Here is a 21,723-nt window from a genome sequence, read left to right as displayed (position 1 = left end):
GCTTATGAATACGGCAACATTTCAAAATGAGCTGAAGGGTGGGCGCTTACTGCTCGCTGCATTCTTTTTAGCCCTCGCCAATTTTATGGTCGTACTGGATATGACCATTGCCAATGTTTCTGTACCCCATATTACGGGAAGCCTAGCGGTTTCAAGTTCACAAGGAACTTGGGTCATCACGTCCTATGCCGTTGCGGAAGCCATCTGTGTGCCTTTAACAGGCTGGCTGGCTGGGCGCTTTGGCGCTGTGCGGGTATTTACCATCAGTTTGATCGGTTTCACCACATTCTCCATTTTATGTGGTTTATCCAATAGTTTGGCGATGTTGGTGATCTGTCGTATTGGTCAAGGTTTGTTTGGTGGTCCAATCATGCCACTCAGCCAAACACTGTTGATGCGTATTTTTCCTCCTGAAAAGCATTCTCAAGCCATGGGGATGTGGGCAATGACCACGGTTGTAGGTCCGATTTTAGGTCCAATTCTGGGAGGAACGATCAGTGATAACTGGTCATGGCACTGGATTTTCTTTATCAACATCCCAGTAGGGGTGATCTGTGCTTTGGGTGTCATGCGTTTGATGAAAACAGCAGAAACCCCGATTGCAAAATTGCCGATTGATACGATAGGTTTAACTTTGCTGATTATCTGGATTGGGGCATTACAGCTCATGCTGGATCTAGGGCATGAGCGAGATTGGTTTAATAATACCTTTATTTGTATCTTGGCTGTGATTTTGGTGGTTGGATTTATTGCCTTTTTTATCTGGGAATATTACGAAAAACATCCTATCGTCAATATACAGATTTTCAGATACCGTGGTTTTACCATTGCTACAATTTCGCTGGCGTTTGCCTTTGCTGCATTTTTTGGCAGTATTGTTTTGATTCCACAATGGTTACAGATTAACTTGGGCTATACCGCTTCTTGGGCAGGTTATCTCACTGCAACGATGGGCTTCGGTAGTTTGATGATGTCACCGATTGTGGCAAAAATGGCAACCAAATATGATCCAAGAGCATTGTCGAGTTTTGGTTTGATGGTTCTGGGTGGCGTGACCTTGATGCGTTCGTTTTGGACCACTGATGCAGATTTTATGGCATTGGCTTGGCCACAGATTATTCAAGGTTTTGCTGTTCCATTCTTCTTTATTCCCTTGTCTAATATTGCCTTGGGTGTGGTTCGTCCGGATGAAGTCGCTTCTGCTGCGGGTCTAATGAACTTTATGCGAACCATGGCGGGAGCAATTGGTGCTTCTCTGGCTGTGACGATTTGGGATGACCACACCAAGTTGGCACGGAGTGAAATCGTGTCGACCATGCATGTCGAAGAAACTCAGCGCAATTTGGTCAATAGCGGTTTTAGTCCAGAAATGGCTTTGGGGACGATTTCCAATTTGGTGGATAAGGAAGCTTTAACACTTTCAGTCAATCATGTGTTTTTGATTTTTGCGATGGTGTTTATTTTTGCAGGATTAATTATCTGGTTATGCCCAAAGCCGAAAGGTAATGTGGGCGCAGGACATGCCCATTAAATTTTAACTGTGATTGAAAGCCTGCTGAAAAGCGGGCTTTTTTGTGGCTATTTTTTTATGTTTCGTTGACAGATAGGCCGTATTTTATCTATTCATCAAGATCAGGTTATAATATGCAGATTGTGTACCACGATGAGGAATATGTATGAAGCCTGAATTCCAACAAGGAAAAATTAAACAATACGATGCTGAAAGAGGCTTTGGATTTATTGGTGGGCTTGAGCAGGATATCTTCTTTCATATTTCTGATTTTCCGCTTGCTGAGGGTGAACCGAAGCGTAACGAACGAGTTAAGTTTATCGTGGTTGAAAATAATGGTAAGTTCAAAGCAACTAAAATTGAACGTGTAGAAGATCAGTCTGCTAAGGCCAAAAAGACCAGAGTAGTTGAAAATAATAAAGCCATTACCAATACGTTGTTGTCTAATTTTAGAAAGTAATTCGCGTTGAGAATTGAGGCATTTAAAAATGCCTCTAATTTTTTCTATAAAAATTTCCCTGAACTCCCGACTTTTAAAAACAGAAAAATATTGCGAATTTTAAGCGGGTGTGGGATTCACGATTTCTTGTCTATAATCTATCCTATGTATGATTAAGAATAGGATTTTCCTCTTAAATTCCTAAAATCATCTGATAAGGTTTAAATCCATCCAATACGGCATCAGCTACCAAATGAATAAATGGTTCAGTATGATCATTCGCCATCCATTGACCTAAGGCTTCATAATAAGCTAATCGATTTTCTACAGTAATTACACTTGGAGGATAACCAGATTTAAGCAATTCAAGGTTCATCAATAATCGAGATGTACGTCCATTTCCATCAACAAAAGGGTGGATCGCTACAAAAACTGCGTGGACTTTGGCTGCCCGTTCAATAGGATGCAATTTTTGAGCATCGCGATTATACCAGTCAATAAACCGAGTCATTTTATCATTGAGCAATGTATGGTCTGGTGGAAGAGCCGTAGCTCCTGAGATTAATACATTTTGTTGGCGATATTGCCCAGCATTTTCGTCATCAATATTTTTCAAAATGAGTTGATGAATATTACGAATTTGCCATTCTGAAAAGGGTTCTTGGCTTTTGATAATATCTTCAACATACAAAATTGCATTACGATTATTGATCGCTTCAAAATGCTCCCTTAATGCCTTACCACCTATTGTAATTCCCTCAAGGACAACCTTTGTTTCTAACAAAGTTAAGGTATTACCCTCAATGGCATTGGAGTGATAAGTCCAACGTAAAACGAGGTCTTCGTGTAGATTTTTAACAATCGTAGGAGAAAGAGGTCGATGCTGATCCAATTTAGCTTTTAAATCATCAATGATCTCAAACATGTTTTATCTCAGCATATGCAATAAAATAATTATATATGAAATAATGATGGCTATAAAATCTAACCGTTACAGGATGATGAGTTGTATAGCGAGTAAATTTATCCTAGGCATTTGCGGTGTTAATTAAAACTTTCTGATATTGATATAATATTCAATTATTTAGGTGTTAATGTTTGTGCGTATAAAAGCTTTTCAAATTTGCTTTTAAAGGCATGATGGAGCCATCAAGCCTCCCAATTTGTATACAAGTTCCCCCCTTCGACAAAGAGGAACTTGCTTATATTATATAATGAATGATGAATTAAGAAACCGAATCATCCAAATTCGGCGCTAACCAACGTTTCGCTTCATCCAAAGTCCAGTTCTTACGTTTTGCGTAGTCTTCCAACTGATCTAATGCAATTTTACCAACATTAAAGTATTCAGATTGAGGGTTCGCATAATAAAAACCACTGACACTTGATGGTGGCCACATGGCAAAACTGCTGGTCAGTTGAGTACCAATCTTATCAGTCGTACCTAACCAATCAAACAAAGATGCTTTTTCAGAATGCTCAGGACAAGCAGGGTAGCCTGGTGCAGGACGAATACCGACATACTTTTCTTTGATCAATTCTTCATTCGACAGTTGTTCATCAGCTTGATAGCCCCAAAACTCTTTACGAATACGCTCATGCAAATGTTCAGCAAATGCTTCAGCAAAACGGTCACCTAAGGATTGAGCAAGGATGGCGGAGTAGTCATCACCTTTGGCTTTAAACTCATGCGCCATTTCTTCGGCACCGAAAATTGAAACCGTGAAGCCTCCCAAGTAATCCTGAGCTTGCGCTTGAGTCGCCACAAAATCCGCCAAGGATAAATTAGGTTTCCCCGTGACTTTATCAGATTGCTGACGGATATGGTGGAAAGTATGGGTGACACTTGCACCAGACTCATCATAAACTTCAACTGAGTCCGCTGCCGAACGATTGGCAGGATAAATCCCGAATACTGCACGAGCATCAAAGCGTTTATTTTCAATAATGTCTTTGAGCATGGCTTGAGCTTGATTATATAAATCAGTTGCAGCTTCACCGACCACTTCATCTTGTAGGATTTTCGGGAATTTGCCTGCCAAACTCCATGAAATAAAGAAAGGCGTCCAGTCAAAATAATCGACTAATTTTTCAAGCGGATAGTTGGTGATGGTTTGTAGACCGATAAAGTTTGGTTTTGCTGGCGGATGAGTCGCAAAATCAATTTTTAACCCATTCTCAATCGATTCAGCATAAGACAACTTGGCAGCTTTGGGCTGTTTGTTGGCAATACGCTCACGTACTTTTTCATATTCAGCACGATGTTCTGCAACAAATGCAGGCTTCATGTCTTGGGACAGTAATGTGGTCGCAACACCCACTGCACGAGAAGCATCGGCGACATAAATCACTGCATCATTTGAATATTGTGGGTCAATTTTTACCGCAGTATGCGCTTTTGATGTGGTCGCTCCTCCAATCAGCAACGGAATTTTAAAGCCTTTACGCTGCATCTCTTTAGCAACAAATACCATCTCATCTAAGGATGGGGTGATTAAACCAGATAGACCGATAATATCCACTTTTTCATCAATTGCGGTCTGTAGAATTTTTTCGCATGGCACCATGACACCAAGGTCAACAATATCATAGCCATTACAGCCAAGCACCACGCCCACAATATTTTTGCCAATATCGTGAACATCGCCTTTTACGGTTGCCATTAACACTTTGCCTTTGGATTGGCTTCCAGTTTTTTCAGCTTCAATGTACGGGTTTAGCCACGCAACGGCTTGCTTCATCACCCGTGCAGATTTCACCACTTGTGGCAAGAACATCTTGCCCGAACCGAATAAATCACCAACAACGTTCATCCCATCCATCAATGGACCTTCAATCACATCCAATGGACGTTTTGATTTTAAACGGGCTTCTTCGGTATCTTCATCAATAAAGGTGGTGATGCCTTTAACAAGCGCATATTCAAGACGTTTTTCAACAGATTCATTACGCCATTCTAAGTTTTCAACTTGTTTTTGAGCAGCACTTTGACCACGGTATTGTTCTGCGACTTCAAGTAATTTTTCTGTCGCTTCCTGACCGTTTTCTCCCTGATTTTGATTGAGAATGACATCTTCAACCGCATCTTTTAATGGTTGAGGAATGTCATCATAAATCGCCATTTGACCTGCATTGACGATCCCCATGGTCATGCCTTGTTGAATAGCATGGTATAGGAATACAGAGTGAATGGCTTCACGCACAGGCTCATTGCCACGGAAGGAGAACGAAACGTTAGAGACACCACCAGAAATCATGGCATGCGGTAAATTCTGTTTGATCCAACCAGTGGCTTCAATAAAGTCCACAGCGTAGTTATTATGCTCCTCAATCCCTGTTGCTACAGCAAACACATTCGGGTCAAAAATAATGTCTTCAGCAGGAAAGCCGACATCATTGACCAAGACATCATAAGAACGTTTACAGATTTCGCGCTTACGTGCAGCTGTATCCGCCTGACCTGTTTCGTCAAATGCCATGACAATAATCGCTGCACCGTATTGACGGCATAGGCGTGCTTTATGGACAAACTCGTCATAACCTTCTTTTAAAGAAATCGAGTTTACAACGGGCTTGCCTTGCACGCATTTTAAGCCTGCCTCAATGATTTCCCATTTTGATGAGTCAATCATGATGGGAACTTTAGAGATTTCAGGCTCGGATGCCACCAGATTTAAAAAATGCACCATGGCATTTTCTGAATCCAACATCCCTTCATCCATATTAATGTCGATAATTTGTGCACCAGCTTCGACTTGTTGTTGAGCAACATCTAAAGCTTCGGCATAGTTTTCTTCACGAATTAAACGTAAGAACTTTTTAGAGCCGGTGACATTGGTACGTTCACCGACATTGACAAATAAAGAGTCATCATAAATGTTAAATGGCTCTAAACCACTTAAACGACAAGCAGGTTTGGTTTCAGGTACTTGACGAGGTTTGATGTCTTTAACTGCATGATAAATCGCACGGATATGGTCTGGCGTTGTACCACAACAGCCGCCAGTGATATTAATCAATCCACTTTCAGCAAACTCTTTTAAAAATGCAGCAGTTTGTTCAGGCGTTTCATCATAGCCACCGAAAGCATTTGGTAAGCCTGCATTTGGATGCGCTGATACAAAAACATCAGCGACGTCTGAAACCGTTTTGACATGCGGACGCATGGCATCTGCACCTAAAGCACAGTTAAAGCCGATTGACAACAAGTCGCCGTGGCGCACAGAGTTCCAAAAAGCTTCTGCTGTTTGACCTGTTAGCGTACGACCCGAAGCATCTGTGATGGTACCTGAGATCATCAATGGCAGCTCATGACCAAGCTGTTTAAATACTTCTTTTACTGCAAAAATCGCAGCCTTACAGTTCAAGGTATCAAATACGGTTTCGATCAGAATAATGTCTGCGCCACCCTCAATCAGTGCATATGTGGCTTCAATATAATTTTCTTTGAGTTCATCAAAAGTAATATTACGAAAAGCGGGATCATTCACGTTGGGTGAGATCGAGCAGGTACGTGATGTAGGACCCAATACGCCTGCTACAAAACGTGGTTTATCGGGTGTTGAATATTTTAAACATGCTTGTTTGGCAATACGGGCAGCTTCACGGTTAATCTCTGGAACCAAGTCTTCCATATGATAGTCAGACATGGATACGCGTGTACCATTAAAGCTGTTTGTTTCAATAATGTCTGCTCCAGCATCCAGGTATGCTTCATGAATACCTTGAATAATGTCTGGCTGTGTCAGCACCAAAAGGTCATTATTGCCTTTGAGATCAGATGCCCAGTCCGCAAAACGCTCGCCCCGATAATCTGCTTCTTCCAGCTTATGGCGTTGGATCATGGTTCCCATTGCACCATCAATTATGAGAATACGTTGGGCAAGAAGCTCTTTTAACGTGGTAAGCGTAGACATTCAAACTCTCAATAAAATCGGATTTTAAAAATAGCGCTATGTTATCAGAATGTAGCGTAGCAAGGTATTCATCTTTGTCGATAAGGATGATTTGAAAAATGAATGAATTTAATTAATTTTCAATAAAAATAATAACTGATTTAGGTAAGAAAATACAAAACAAGATAGTGATTTTTATCACGTTATAGTTATTAATTGTGACTTTTTTTATCAGGGTGAGAATGTCAAACTCATTGGATGGGGCACAAAATAATTAATAGGTTAAATCTAAAATGTTATTCCTCATAAATGACGATAATTTTCAAGCCAAAATAATAAGAAGTTGATGATTCTCATAGAAGCTTTAAAAAATGAAAAATCGTTATTGATCAAACAAAAGTCGGTTTTTTACTTCAAGAATTGTACCAAGAAGTCAATTATTCATTCTAAAAAATCAATCATTTTCAGATATAGCTGATTTTTTTGCATACGTTATAAAAAATATTGCAATGCAAGTAAATAATGATAACCATGTCTCATAAATAAGCGAATAACTTACGGTAATTATCAATGAATAGAACATATAAAGTCGTTTGGAATGAATCTTTAGGTACCTGGATAGCGGTTTCAGAATTGGCGAAAGGTAAAACTAAAACTTCGACAATTTATTTGAAAAATGATCAATCAGTTACAGATTTAATTCTAGGTCAGATTCCAAGAACTTTTCAGCAATTGGCTCTGGTCGTAGCAATGGGCATATTTGCTCCTGCGGCATGGGCTGTAGATACACAGTGCTTTAATGGCACGGGGACAATGACAACACACACATTAGATGGTGGAACGGTCACAGAAGGTCGAGAATGTACAGGTTCTAGTCAAGCGAGTGTAATAATAACAGGCAATTCAGATGGAGCTTCCAATTCATCTTATTCAGAAGGTGTCGTTTTACAGACACGTATAAATGGTTCATCTGGACCAACCCGCAATCTTTTTTCGGGTATGAATGCCAATAATACAGACGCTTTAAATATTCGAATTGGTGACTCAAGATCAATAACAAATTCTACCTTTAATGTTTTTGCTGATACTTTGTCTTTGGGGAATGCATCTACATTAGCCAGTGCGACATCATCACAGGCCATTGGTGCAGGTGCGACTGTAGCAGCAGGTGCAACAAATTCAACCGCGATTGGTACGGGTGCAAATGTTGCTGCAAACCAAACAGATGCGATTGCTATTGGCAGCAGTGCGACAGTGGATAAAGCAGGTGCAGTTGCAATAGGATCTAATTCAAACACAGCAGTAGCAGCAGTAAACTCCACAGGTACAACAATTAATGGTAGGAACTATACTTTCGCAGGTGGGGGGAGTACGGCTGCGGGGGATCAGGTTTCTGTAGGTCAAGCAGGACAAGAACGCCAAATTAAAAATGTAGCTGCTGGTGAAGTCAGCGCAACCAGTACCGATTCAGTCAATGGTTCACAATTATTTGCAACCAATAAAGCGATTGCTGACAGTCAAACCCACTATGTCAGTGTTAGTGACGGTGGTGTTCCAGACACCAATTACAATAATGATGGAGCAGTAGGCTTATATGCAGTGGCTATTGGAGTAGGTGCTAACGCTCAAGGCACTTTCTCTTCAGCTATTGGTTTGGGGGCATCTACAGGTACTGCTAGTGTAGCTTTAGGGGCGAGAACCGGTAGTAAAGATACTCGTAATAGTGTAGCTATAGGTAATGCTGGTGATGGTTCGGTCGCTGGTGGAAATTTTGGTACTGGTGCTCTTAGTTCAGGGGTGGATCTTGTAGCCATAGGTACTGAAGCTGGGATGCGTGTGAAAGGAAGCGATAATGTTGCGATTGGTGGTGAAGCAGGGAATGATGTACGTGGCGAAAGAAATCTAGGCTTAGGTACCGCAGCAGGCAGCAGAGCCAATGGTGCTGAAAATATTGCGCTAGGTTATCGTGCAGGTAATGATGTTCAAGCAAACCGTACACTTAGCATAGGGACTAGTGCTAAAGCCAGTGCAGATGATGCTGTTGCAGTAGGTGCGGGCGCACAAGCCACTGTAAACGGTAGCTTAGCACTCGGTGCAAACAGTCAAGCGGTTCGTGATGTGAGTAAGGAAACAGCCTATGTGCCAGTCGGTGGAACCATTGCAGGGGCAAGTGCAACTGGTGGTGAAGTATCCGTAGGTGCAGTGGGTAGTGAGCGTCGTATCACCAATGTTGCGGCAGCAAGCCAAGATACAGATGCAGTCAATCTGTCACAACTTAAAGCAGCCCAAGCCGCAGCAACTAGCCACTATGTCAGTATCAATGACAATGGTACACAAGGCGCTAACTATAATAATGATGGAGCAACAGGGGTAAATGCACTTGCTGTAGGTATAGGAGCAAGTGCAACTGCGGATAACGCGATTGCAATTGGTAATGCAAGTAGTGGTGCTAAAAATAGTATTGCGATTGGAACCAATAATGTTCTCAGTAATACTGCTGTTGCGAGTACAGCGATTGGTACCAATAACAATGTGACAGGTAATGAGGCTTTAGCTTTAGGAACAAACAATACCGTAAAAGATTTCTCAGGTGTCGCTGTCGGAAGCTACAACAATGCAGAAGGCTATCGCTCAATTGCAGTTGGTGCAGAAAATAAAACTAAAGGTCAATGGTCATCCGCATTTGGTGTTTGGAATGAGGCTGAGGGAGAGCGCTCCTCTGTTTTAGGTGCCAACAATAAGATTCAAGGACGCCGTGCTTTAGGTCTTGGTGTTGCTAATGATATCTCAACTGCAAGTGAATATAGTTCTGCCATTGGTGCTTTTAACAAAATAACTGACAGTACTCAGTCTCTAGCAGCAGGTTATAATAATACGATCACCAATGCCAAAAACAGTACAGTATTGGGTAATGCTAATAAAGTAGAGCAGGAAAATACCCAAGTTTTGGGTAACAAAGTCACGACCACTCAAGCCAACAGTGTTGTATTAGGTAATGAATCGACGGATCGTGCTGCAACAGCCGTGGATAAAGTCACCATCAATGGCGAAGATTATAGCGTTGCGGGTACGGGGGCTGTTGCCAATGGTGTCGTCAGTGTCGGTAAAGTGGGCGGTGAACGTCAGATCATCAATGTTGCAGCGGGTGAAGTGAGTGCAAGCAGTACCGATGCAATCAACGGTTCACAACTTTATGCGACTAATCAAGCGATTACAAAATCCATTACAGACAACAAAACACACTATGTCAGTATCAATGATGATGATACAACAGGCGATAACTACAACAATGATGGGGCTGTAGGTAAAAATGCTGTCGCTGTGGGAGTAAATGCAGCAGCGTATGGTGATAGAGCAACTGCAATTGGTAATGGCTCAATCGCTACAACAGATGGTATTGCCTTAGGCTCTGGTAATCAGGCGAATGGGTTACATAGCATTGCAATTGGTTTTGAAAATATAACAGGCTCGGGCAATCCAGATAATATTGTTTTGGGGATTTCAAATCAAGTTCACGCGAATAATACTACAGTGGTTGGTCGGAATAACACATTAATTGCCAATGATAACAACAATGTTTTTGGTTCAGATAACGAGATTCAATCACCAGATTCAAAACTAGGAAATAATACAGTTCTTGGAAATAAGAACAAGATATTTAGTTTAGGTGAAGTGAGTAATACCGCGCTGCTAGGTAACAACATTACTGCGACCCAAGCCAACAGTGTGGTATTGGGTAACGCATCGGCTGACCGTGCTGCAACAGTTGTAGATAAAATAAGTATTAACGGGCAGGACTATCTCGTTGCAGGTGCCGGTTCAGCAGCCAATGGTGTCGTCAGCGTGGGTAAAGTCGGTGGTGAACGTCAAATCATCAATGTGGCTGCGGGTGAAGTCAGTGCAAGCAGTACAGATGCTGTGAATGGCTCACAACTTTATGCAACCAATCAGGCGATTACCGAAGTGGGTAAATCGGCAGCGACAGCAAAAACAGAAGTTGCCCAAGGTGACAACATGGTTGTGACCGAAAGCAAAGGTGCCAACGGTCAAAGCATTTATAACGTGGCAACAGCCAAAGAAGTTAGCTTTGACAAGACCACTGTAGGTACAGTGATCACGGACAGTGCAACAGGCAAGATCACTGGCTTAGAAGCAGGCACAGTAAGTGCCAACTCTAAAGATGCGATCAATGGCAGTCAGCTTTATAGTGTATCAGACAGTGTCAGCAAAGCGATTGGTGGCAGTACCACCGTCAATGCAGACGGTACGATCACTACCAGCAACATTGGTGGAACAGGCAAAAACACTGTAGATGAAGCGATTACCGAAGTGGGTAAATCGGCAGCGACAGCAAAAACAGAAGTTGCCCAAGGTGACAACATAGTTGTGACCGAAAGCAAAGGTGCCAACGGTCAAAGCATTTATAACGTGGCAACAGCCAAAGAAGTTAGCTTTGACAAGACCACTGTAGGTACAGTGGTCACCGACAGTGCAACAGGCAAGATCACTGGCTTGAATGCAGGTGAAGTGAGTGCAACCAGTACAGATGCGGTCAATGGTTCACAATTATTTGCGACCAACAAAGCCATAGAGGACAGCAAAACCCACTATGTCAGTGTTAATGATGGTGGTAAACAAGGTGCTAACTACAATAATGATGGTGCAACAGGTAAAAATGCTGTAGCCATGGGTGTAGGCGCGAGTGCAGCGGGTGAAAATGCAATTGCGATTGGCAATAACAATAAGGTGGCTCAAAACAATACGTCTGTATTCGGTAGTAATATCACCACAACTCAAGCCAACAGTGTTGTTTTAGGTCATGAATCTACTGATCGAGCAGCGACTTCAGCGTCTAAAGTGACGATTCTTGGTCAAGATTATGCTTTTGCAGGCGTAGGCTCAGCAGCCAATGGTGTCGTGAGTGTGGGTAAAGTCGGTGGTGAACGTCAAATCATTAATGTTGCAGCGGGGCAACTCAGTGCAACCAGTACAGATGCAGTCAACGGTTCACAATTGTATGCAACGAATCAAGCCATCTCTTCTTTACAAGATCAAGTGGCAGGTTCAAAAAGTACAATTTCTGAAGGTAAAAATACTACAGTGACCAAAACCACTAATGCAGATGGTTCAACAGACTATCAAGTGGCGACTAAAGATGATGTGAGTTTTGACTCTGTGACAGTCGGTGGTATTAAAGCAGATGGTCAAACCAACAAGATTACAGGTTTGGCTGATGGTAGTGTGAGCGCAACTTCGAATGAAGCGGTCAACGGTAGTCAATTGCATGGTACTGCTGAAAGTATCGCAACAAGCTTAGGTGGAAATGCCAAAGTCAATGCTGATGGTACGATCAGTACCAGTAACATTGGTAACACCGGTAAAGACAATGTGCATGACGCCATTGCCTCAATACAAGGGCAGGTTGCAGGATCTAAAACCAGTGTATCTGCTGGTAAAAATACTGTAGTGAGCAGTAGTACCAATGCGGATGGTTCAAATAACTATCAAGTGGCTTTGGCTGATGATATTAAACTGAACTCTGTAACCTCCAATCAAGTAACCGCAAACCAAGTCACAGCCAATCAGGTGATGGCGAATCAGGTCAATGTGGGTAAAGTCACCATTGATGGTACCACCAATAAAGTCAGTGGTTTGGCGAATGGGACAATCAGTAAAGATTCTACGGATGCAGTCAATGGCTCACAGCTGCACCAAACCAACAGCCATGTATCTCAATATTTGGGTGGAGGTTCAGCGCTAAATCCAGATGGTACAATTGCTGCACCTACCTATAATGTTGCTGGTGGAACTTATCACAATGTAGGAGATGCTTTAGGTGCTGTTGATGCTCGAGTAACGAATCTAGAACAAGCATTCTATAACACCAATAAAAATATGGAAGATTTACGTAATGATACTTATGCAGGAATTGCAGGTGCAATGGCTGTAGGGAATTTACCGCAACCGACTGAAGCAGGTATGAGCATGATGAGTGCAGGTCTTTCTGGTTATCGTGGTGAAACTGCAGTTGCCGTAGGCATCAGTGCGATTACCGAGAGCAATAAAATTGTCTGGAAAATGGGCGCTTCTGCAGATAGTCGTAGCAATATTGGTGGTGCTGTATCTGTGGGATATCAGTGGAAATAAACTAAACGAGAAATTTAGATTTTATTATTTCTTAAATAAGTTTTCAAAAGCTCAGCCCCTCATAGGGCTGAGTTTTTTATGAGAATCAATCTGTTGAGAAACTCATACAGTAAAATATAATTTCTCTTGCTGAATAAAATCAATGCGAAGAAGCTATTGTTTAATCATATAGAGTTTCATTGCGATACTTTACATTTAAAGTTTGAATCAATTTGCATAGGCAAAACCACATGATTGGAAAACAAGCAATGGTTCAAAAGTACAAAAGAAATGAATCCCCAAATTTTCCAACAATTTGTATAAAAGCATAAAGTTGATTCGTATGGATGATTGCAATCAAATCACTTATATGAATGATCTGGCAGTTTGACTATAGATTTTCAAGTTTAAACGAAAATTGGCTTTAAATTTGCATGCTTGTATAGCGCTGAGTTGTATTGTCAAAATTTGATGAATGCTTATTCAAAAAATGTGTCTGTTTTTTCATCAAATTGTCACAAATATCGTAGATACTCGATGGAAATATAGATTCATCTGTCATATTTGACTGAAATATTACAAATATTATTTCAGGTAGAAATGTAATATTTTTCGAAAATTAATTTCGCTAAATTATTATAAGTTGCTGAATATATTTGATAAAAATATAAAATAAGTCGCAAGGACTGCGAAGTAATGGAGTGAAAAAAGTAAAAAATTCACTTCATTGGAGAGCTATTTGTCATATAATTGTCACAATTTAATTGAACAATAAGCGCATTCTAATATTCGCTTACCTTCTGCATGAATTCGAATTTACCTCCCGTCTCAGATTCTGCACCATCGTCTCAAGCTGCTAAATCGACGAATGTGCATGTACCTACACCGAAATTCTTTATGCCGGTGTTTCTGACGATTATTATTGCAACCTTGATTTATATTGGGGTGCAAGTTAGTGCAGATTTAGCACATGTTCCTCCTTTAAGCCTTTATTCAGTCATTCTTTTAGCGACTGCTTTATTCATTGCTTTAGGCTTTGAATTTGTAAACGGTTTCCATGATACAGCCAATGCTGTGGCTACAGTCATTTATACCAATGCTTTGCCTGCACCAGTTGCAGTGATGTGGGCTGGTTTTTGTAATTTCCTTGGGGTAATGGTCGCAAGTGGTGCTGTTGCTTACGGAATCATTGCATTACTTCCTGTTGAGTTAATCATGAATGTTGGGAGTGGTGCAGGCTTTGCGATGGTATTTGCCATGCTGATTGCTGCGATTCTTTGGAATTTAGGTACTTGGTTTTTGGGTATTCCAGCATCGAGTTCTCATACCTTGATTGGTTCAATTTTAGGTGTGGGGATCATGAACTACATTTTGCATGCCTCCAGTGGTGCAAGTGGTGTAGACATGGATCAGGTCATTAAAGTTGGGAAAGCATTGTTGTTTTCTCCTTTAATTGGCTTTGCTTTTGCAGCAGTGGTGTTCCTGATTGTTAAAAAGTTATTTAAAAAGCAACTTGAACTATTCCAGCCACCAGAAGGCAATAAGCCACCACCACCTTTGATTCGTGCGATTCTTATTTTTACCTGTACGGGTGTCAGCTTTGCGCATGGCTCAAATGATGGTCAAAAAGGTATGGGACTTATCATGCTGATTTTGATTGGGATTGTGCCTTTGGCTTATTCTTTAAACCGTGGTTTGGATCAACAGCATTTACAGTCATTTTCACAATTGTCTGGTCAAACTGCGACAGCGATTTATGCAGAACATGCTGATATTCCTGACGAGCAAGCACGTGCAACGATCACTAAGTTTATTCAAACCAAAGAAATGAATACTGCTGTGGTACCCGCTTTGGCAAGTTTGACTGACCATTTGGGTGAGCGTGTTGGAAAGTTTGGGAATCTTCAAGATATTCCAGAAGCTGAAGTCTCTTCTTTACGCAATGATATGTATTTAAGCACAACAGCATTTAAACGTTTGGAAAAAGCAGATCAACTTCCAAAAATGGATGAAGCTCAAGCCAAGGTCGTGAAAGACTATCGTAAAAATCTCGATTCATTTCTACAGTATATTCCAAATTGGGTGAAAGTTGCTGTTGCCTTGGCTTTGGGTCTGGGTACGATGGTGGGCTGGAAGCGTATTGTGGTGACTGTGGGAGAACGTATCGGTAAGCATCATATGACCTATGGTCAAGGGATGTCTGCTGAACTTGTCGCAATGTCCACTATTGCAGCTGCGGATGGTTTTGGTTTGCCTGTATCAACAACACATGTACTTAATAGTGCGGTTGCAGGAACGATGGTTGCCAACAAATCTGGGTTGAATTTTGCGACGGTTAAAACGATTCTTTCGGCTTGGATCTTTACCTTACCTGCGACCATTTGTTTATCCGGTGGACTGTTCTGGTTATTGTTAAAAGTATTTAATTAAGATCAGTCTTATTGCTTTGTTCAACAATGAATATTGATATGATTGGCATTTAAATCTAAAATCTTAAAAAGTGTACTTCGGTACACTTTTTTTTAAACAATGTATGAGTTTTTGCAATGTGAATAACACAATTTCACCATTGAAAAAAACTTTTAAAATAACTATGGTGTGGCAGTAAATCACACTTGAGAAAAATGAGCATGTATTTAAGAAAAGCCCTGTATGCTGCTGTATTATTTGGAATGTCTTTACCTGTTTTGGCTCAGGGAATTGTATTAAATCATGAAGATATCCGTACAGATTTAAACTGGTTAAATCAACAAGGTGTGATTCAAATCAGTACTTCAACTTGGCCAATGAGTGGTGATGAAATTCAACGTGCATTATCTCAAGCGAAGATTTCCAACAATACACAACAAAAAGTCATCGATTCGATTCAGAATGCATTAAAAGCGGATAATCAAACAGTAAAACTGGGTTTATTTGCAGAAACAGATCAGAAGAATATTCCACAGGCATTTGGTGACAGTCAAAAGGCCCAGTATGTGGGTTCACTTGAGTTTAATGCAGGTGGTGAAAACTGGGATGCCAAACTCCGTGTGAATGGAGAAAAAGACCCTCAAATTGATAATGGTCGTGATGTCAATGTTGAAGGTTCATATATTGCAGGAAAGTTATGGAATCAATGGGTCATTGCTGGTCAGATCCCAACATATTGGGGACCTGGGCATGATGGAAGTTTGATTCGTGGTGATGCCAGCCGTCCAGTCTATGGGTTTACAGCGCAACGTGCCGAACAAAAAGCGTTTGAATCTAAATGGTTGTCTTGGATTGGACCTTGGCAATATCAAGCCTTTGCAGGACAGTTAGAAGATTATAAAGCCGTGCCTGATGCCAAGCTTTTGGGATTTCGTTTGACTGTTCAACCCTTACCTTATTTAGAATTGGGTGCTTCACGTACTTTACAATGGGGTGGAGAGGGGCGTTCACAAAGTTGGGATTCATTATGGAATGCAATCAAAGGCAATGACAACTTTGAAAATGGTGATGATGATAAATCTAATCAGGTTGCAGGTTTTGATGCCCGTTTAAATCTTCAATCCTTATTAAATGTTCCAGTTAGTTTTTACGGGCAATATGTGGGTGAAGATGAAGCAGGATTATTACCTTCTAAGAAAATGTATTTAGCGGGTGCTGATTATTCGACTAACTTTAAAAATATGCCGGTTCAGTTTTATGCTGAATGGGCCGATACAACAACCAATGGTGATGTAAAAGGAATTTCTTATAATCATTATATCTATAAAGACGGTTACTATCAGCAAGGTTTCCCATTGGGGCATGCGATGGGTGGGGATGGTGAAATGGTTTCTGTAGGCGGTAATATTCGCTTTGATGTGATGAACCGTTTGTCTGGGCGTGTACTCTATGCCAAAGTGAATCAATCAGCGAGTTTATTTGCTGACAAACAAATCAATTTAGCTTTTCCAGAACAGGATAAGATCAAAGCTTTGGATTTAACATGGACACATTATATTAAGCCGACTATGCCTTTAAAAATCAACGGCTGGGTCAGTGATTCGGATGTACATGGGAATGATGCGGGGGCTTCGGTTGGTATCGAAATTCCTTTGGATAAAGCATTATTTGGTCATTAAGTTGCCTTCTATTCAAACGATATCTTCCTAATTTGAGGGAGATATTGTTTGATGATGAGACCTCAAGTTAAAGGTATTTCTTGATCATTGACCTAAATCAAAAACGTTCATTTAAGCTATAAAATCTAAGACAAACTTGAATGTTTTATCAGTATCAATGCGCTGATCAAGTTAACGCTTTTTTATATTGAATAAATCCTGTTTTAGACGCGATGTGATCATATAAATATTGAGCCGTGATATTTGACTCTTGAGTCAGCCAATAAACGCGATCAAATTTTCCATTGCAGATCTGATAACAATGCTGGATTAATTGAGTTGCTAAACCTTGGTTTCTAAATTGTTCATCGATGAAAAGATCCTGTAAATAGCAATAGGGCAAATTCGTCCACATGCTTGGATGGGAAATCAAATGTACAAAACCAACCACCTGACCATCTATCTTGATGGCAAAGCCAAACATATCCGTTTGATCAGGATTTGTGATTCGCTTCCAAAATAATCTTATTTGTTCATCATTCAAGTGTGTATTATAAAAAGTTAAATAATCCTGCCAAAGTGGAAGCCATTGCTCCAAATGAAGTTCTTCTAGGGCAATAATTTGTCTGGACATCGCGATCTCATATTTTTTGCTTATGATGTTTTTATATATGAATATAAAAAAACAAGCAAAAGAGTTAGCTTGTAAATCACTATAATGAATATAAATTTTAATATGTGTAATAAGTACACGTTTTTGTGAGCTGGTGCTGTCAATGCCTATATCTGAGGAAAGACTTACTCATCTTAAACAGCTTGAAGCTGAGAGTATTCATATTATCCGTGAAGTTGCTGCTGAGTTTGAAAATCCAGTGATGCTTTACTCAATTGGTAAAGACTCAGCTGTGATGCTGCATCTTGCTTTAAAAGCATTTTATCCGGCAAAACTTCCTTTCCCACTGTTGCATGTCGACACAGGCTGGAAGTTTAAGGATATGATCAAATTCCGTGACAACATGGCAAAAGAACACGGTTTTGATCTGATCGTGCATCAAAACAAAGAAGGTAAAGATGCTGGCGTAAACCCATTTGATTATGGCAGTTCAAAATATACTGATATTATGAAAACCCAGGGTTTAAAACAGGCTTTGGATAAATATCAGTTTGATGCTGCATTTGGCGGAGCACGTCGTGATGAAGAAAAGTCACGTGCTAAAGAACGTGTTTATTCTTTCCGTGATTCAAAACATCGCTGGGATCCTAAAAACCAACGCCCAGAACTTTGGAATCTTTATAACGGTAAAGTGAACAAAGGCGAAAGTATTCGTGTATTCCCATTGTCAAACTGGACAGAGTTGGACATTTGGCAATATATCTATCAGGAAAGTATTCCTTTGGTGCCTTTATATTTGGCTGCTGAACGACCAGTGGTTGAACGTAGTGGTACGCTGATCATGGTGGATGATGAGCGTATGCGCTTAAAAGAAGGTGAAGTTCCACAAATGAAATCGGTACGTTTCCGTACTTTAGGCTGTTATCCATTAACAGGTGCGGTTGAATCAACTGCAACGACATTGCCTGAAATCATTCAAGAAATGCTTCTAGCGACGAGTTCTGAGCGTCAAGGTCGTATGATTGATCATGATGAGGCAGGTTCAATGGAGAAGAAAAAGCAAGAAGGCTATTTCTAAGTATTTTTACATGAATCTCTCCCCAACCCCCTCTTTATAAAATAAAAGCGGGGGGACTCCAGTAATAAAGCGGAGAACTTAGGGAGATTTAAAAATATAGCAACCGATTTCAAAATACTGTGGAGCTTTAAGCAATGTCTCATCAATCAGAATTGATCAGTCAAGATATCTTGGCATATTTAAAACAGCATGAAAATAAAGACTTACTGCGTTTTTTAACGTGCGGTAATGTGGACGATGGTAAATCAACGCTTATTGGTCGTTTACTTTACGATTCAAAATTGATTTATGAAGATCAATTACAAGCCGTGACACGTGACTCTAAAAAAGTAGGCACTACTGGCGATGCGCCAGACTTGGCTTTGCTTGTAGATGGTTTACAAGCGGAACGTGAGCAGGGAATTACCATTGATGTCGCTTATCGTTATTTCTCAACGGAAAAACGTAAGTTTATCATTGCCGATACACCCGGGCATGAACAATACACACGTAACATGGCTACAGGTGCATCGACTGCTGACCTTGCGATCATTTTGATTGATGCACGTTATGGCGTACAAACACAAACTCGCCGTCATACTTTTATTGCAAGTCTTTTAGGGATTCGTAATATTGTGGTTGCGATTAACAAAATGGACTTGGTGGAGTTTTCTGAAGCACGTTTCAATGAAATTCAAATTGAGTACAACAATTTTGTTAATCAATTGGATGATCGTAAACCTGCCAATATCATCTTCTCGCCAATTTCAGCATTGAACGGTGATAATGTTGTGAATAAATCGCCGAATACGCCGTGGTATCAAGGTCAAACCTTGATGGAAACGTTGGAAACGGTTGAAATTAGTCATGATGTCAGTAAACATGAATTCCGCTTCCCAGTGCAATATGTCAATCGTCCTAACCTCGACTTCCGTGGTTTTTGCGGTACCATCGCATTGGGGGAAGTGAAAGTTGGCGATGAAATCGTGGCTTTACCTTCAGGCAAGAAATCAACAGTAAAAGAAATTGTCACTTTTGATGGCAATTTAGCACATGCCATTGCTGGTCAAGCAGTGACTTTGACCTTGAATGATGAAATTGATATCTCTCGTGGTAATGTCTTGGTCAAAGCAGGCGAGCAACCACTCATTTCACGTTCTGCCCGTGCTACAGTCGTATGGATGACTGACCAGCCTTTAGTTCTGGGCAAACTTTATAATGTGAAGTTTGGTACACAAACGATTCCTGCGAAAGTTGCAAAAATTAACTATCGTACCAATGTGAATACTTTAGAAAAAATTCAAGTTGAACAGCTTGATTTAAATGCGATAGCTGATGTGACGATTGAGTTTGATGCGCCTGTGGTATTTGATCGTTATCATGACAGTCGTTATACAGGTTCATTTATTTTCATTGATCGGTTAAGCAATGTGACTGTTGGTGCCGGGATGGTTGAAGCAGCAGTTGAATGGACTGCGCATAATGAACCTGTGACTGCTGAAGCTCGTGCCGCACGTTTAGGTCAAAAGCCTGCTGTTGTTGCCGTAGCTACCCAAGCCCTTGAAAAAGCTCAAGCACTTGAAAGCTTACTGATTCAGCAAGGTGTTGTTGCGATTGCAAAAGCGGGGCTATCAAGCGATCAAGTCAACCTACTTCGTCAAACAGGCGTGGTGGTTGTGACTGATGTTGAGCAGGGTGCGGATGTTGTATTTGCTCAAGAAGCGGTTGAAGAATTGGCAGAAAAAATTGTCGAATTAGTTCGTCTTTAATGGTTTGAATATTTTTAAAGAAACCCGCTATCTGGCGGGTTTCTTTTTGAAATAATGCTAAACAAAGGGTATATAAAATCCATACAACAGGCTTTATTTAGGGTTAGCATTGTTAAAAATATTTGAATATTTTATTTAAGCTGTAATTAGATGAGCGTGATCACTATATCAGCACATGGTTGAAATTGAATAAAAACAGAGTAACTACAGTAAACACAATAAAATTTAGTTTTAATTCAAATTAAAATTTAATTGTAGGTGATAGAATGAAACTATTTTTCCTTGTTGCTATCGTTTTTCTATGCACAGCCTGTGCCTCAAACCAGCTGAAAATACAGGAGTCATCCAACGCATGTCAGAACTACCATGCAATGATGACAGCACCTCTGGACCCGATGGCGATGAAACGCTTAAAACAAGCCTGTGATGATTCACAAAAGCAAAGATGACAGGCCGTTATGCGCAGACAATACAAAAAATAAGTCATAAAAAATGCGCTTGTCCAATAGGCTTAGAACATTTCAGTCTTTTTAAGGAAATTGTCCTTAAAATGCATCATTTGATTTTTTCAGCAAATAAGTCTTGATATCTTTAGGGCAATTGTCAATTAAAGCAATAAAGCTTTCCTGATTGCCGCGATACAAAGCACGAGTGACCTCTTCATAATGAGGAATATTGCCCGACATGGCAGACATAAAGCGATCTATGGCTTGTTTTACCATCATTTTATTACTTTCAGAATTTGGATTATTCAGCTCCTGATCAATCAATTTTCGAATAACCGCAGACGCGCTCGAGTTTTGCTGATCTAACCAATTCCAATGTTTTTGCTGCAAGGTGATTTCACGAGAAATGACTCCCAACTTTGGTCGTCCCACTTTCTTGATGACTTCTGGCTCGCCATAACGCTGTTGTAGATCAAGTTCAGAACCCATGATATTGACATCAATCTGTTGACCTGTCTGATCATTAAAAATCAGCACAGGCGTGGAGATACTGCCTTGTTGCTTAACCATGAGAGCAACATTGAGTAGCGTATCATTAATTAATTGACGATGACCGATAAAGGCAGTGTAGCTTGCTTCAGTTTTCATTTTAAAACCTATTGGGATTTTATCTGGGTAAAATGAGTTTAGATTGAATATTATCAGGGTAAAATTAAGATGGCAAATAAAAAATAGCCAATGGCTTAAGATGTCGAAAATTTAGCCAATAAAAAAGCATGTAAAGCTTGCGCAGTTACATGC

Annotated in this window: 12 protein-coding genes; 8 read left to right on the top strand and 4 right to left on the bottom strand. The window is 40.5% G+C overall.

Annotated elements, in window-relative coordinates:
• The first annotated feature begins 4 nt into the window (after nt 1–4).
• Both OSH00_RS02880 and OSH00_RS02875 read left to right on the top strand, forming a co-directional pair.
• On the top strand, nt 5–1,531 hold the full coding sequence (locus OSH00_RS02880) for a DHA2 family efflux MFS transporter permease subunit (protein ID WP_266129150.1): 1,527 nt from the start codon (nt 5–7) through the stop codon (nt 1,529–1,531).
• Between the two features lie 145 nt (nt 1,532–1,676).
• A complete protein-coding gene (locus OSH00_RS02875; RefSeq protein ID WP_196077623.1) occupies nt 1,677–1,970 on the top strand; it encodes a cold-shock protein in 294 nt (97 codons plus the stop codon).
• 172 nt (nt 1,971–2,142) lie between these two features.
• Here the strand turns inward: OSH00_RS02875 and OSH00_RS02870 are convergent, their stop codons facing one another.
• Nucleotides 2,143–2,874, bottom strand: coding sequence for a Fic family protein (locus OSH00_RS02870; RefSeq protein WP_266129149.1), 732 nt, complete (start codon nt 2,872–2,874; stop codon nt 2,143–2,145).
• A 301-nt stretch (nt 2,875–3,175) separates the two neighbouring features.
• The gene (gene metH / locus OSH00_RS02865) at nt 3,176–6,865 is read right to left on the bottom strand and encodes a methionine synthase (RefSeq protein ID WP_266129148.1); all 3,690 of its coding nucleotides are present in this window, start codon (nt 6,863–6,865) and stop codon (nt 3,176–3,178) included.
• A gap of 549 nt (nt 6,866–7,414) precedes the next feature.
• Here metH and OSH00_RS02860 point away from each other — a divergent pair.
• From OSH00_RS02860 to OSH00_RS02850, 3 genes are all read left to right on the top strand, one after another.
• Entirely contained in the window at nt 7,415–12,991 is a 5,577-nt protein-coding gene (locus tag OSH00_RS02860) for a YadA-like family protein (protein ID WP_266129147.1), read from the top strand.
• Nucleotides 12,992–13,774: 783 nt separating this feature from the next.
• On the top strand, nt 13,775–15,400 hold the full coding sequence (locus OSH00_RS02855; RefSeq protein ID WP_196075861.1) for an inorganic phosphate transporter: 1,626 nt from the start codon (nt 13,775–13,777) through the stop codon (nt 15,398–15,400).
• Between the two features lie 200 nt (nt 15,401–15,600).
• Entirely contained in the window at nt 15,601–17,058 is a 1,458-nt protein-coding gene (locus tag OSH00_RS02850; RefSeq protein WP_266129146.1) for a capsule assembly Wzi family protein, read from the top strand.
• A gap of 166 nt (nt 17,059–17,224) precedes the next feature.
• Here OSH00_RS02850 and OSH00_RS02845 read toward each other — a convergent pair whose 3' ends face one another.
• Nucleotides 17,225–17,671: a GNAT family N-acetyltransferase gene (locus OSH00_RS02845; RefSeq protein ID WP_266129145.1), complete on the bottom strand. Its 447-nt coding sequence runs from the start codon at nt 17,669–17,671 to the stop codon at nt 17,225–17,227.
• A 148-nt stretch (nt 17,672–17,819) separates the two neighbouring features.
• Between OSH00_RS02845 and cysD the strand changes: the two genes are divergently transcribed.
• From cysD to OSH00_RS02830, 3 genes are all read left to right on the top strand, one after another.
• Complete coding sequence (cysD, locus tag OSH00_RS02840; protein WP_026040334.1) at nt 17,820–18,728, top strand: sulfate adenylyltransferase subunit CysD; 909 nt, start codon at nt 17,820–17,822, stop codon at nt 18,726–18,728.
• 134 nt (nt 18,729–18,862) lie between these two features.
• On the top strand, nt 18,863–20,476 hold the full coding sequence (gene cysN / locus OSH00_RS02835) for a sulfate adenylyltransferase subunit CysN (RefSeq protein ID WP_266129144.1): 1,614 nt from the start codon (nt 18,863–18,865) through the stop codon (nt 20,474–20,476).
• Between the two features lie 266 nt (nt 20,477–20,742).
• Entirely contained in the window at nt 20,743–20,925 is a 183-nt protein-coding gene (locus tag OSH00_RS02830; protein WP_266129143.1) for a hypothetical protein, read from the top strand.
• A gap of 96 nt (nt 20,926–21,021) precedes the next feature.
• Here the strand turns inward: OSH00_RS02830 and OSH00_RS02825 are convergent, their stop codons facing one another.
• Complete coding sequence (locus OSH00_RS02825; RefSeq protein WP_266129142.1) at nt 21,022–21,570, bottom strand: DUF2239 family protein; 549 nt, start codon at nt 21,568–21,570, stop codon at nt 21,022–21,024.
• Nucleotides 21,571–21,723: the final 153 nt, after the last annotated feature.

The sequence above is a fragment of the Acinetobacter nematophilus genome (assembly GCF_026344175.1).
Classification (GTDB): domain Bacteria; phylum Pseudomonadota; class Gammaproteobacteria; order Pseudomonadales; family Moraxellaceae; genus Acinetobacter; species Acinetobacter nematophilus.
The sequence above is the reverse complement of the archived record's forward strand: the minus strand, read 5'-3'. Positions and strand labels throughout refer to the sequence as shown.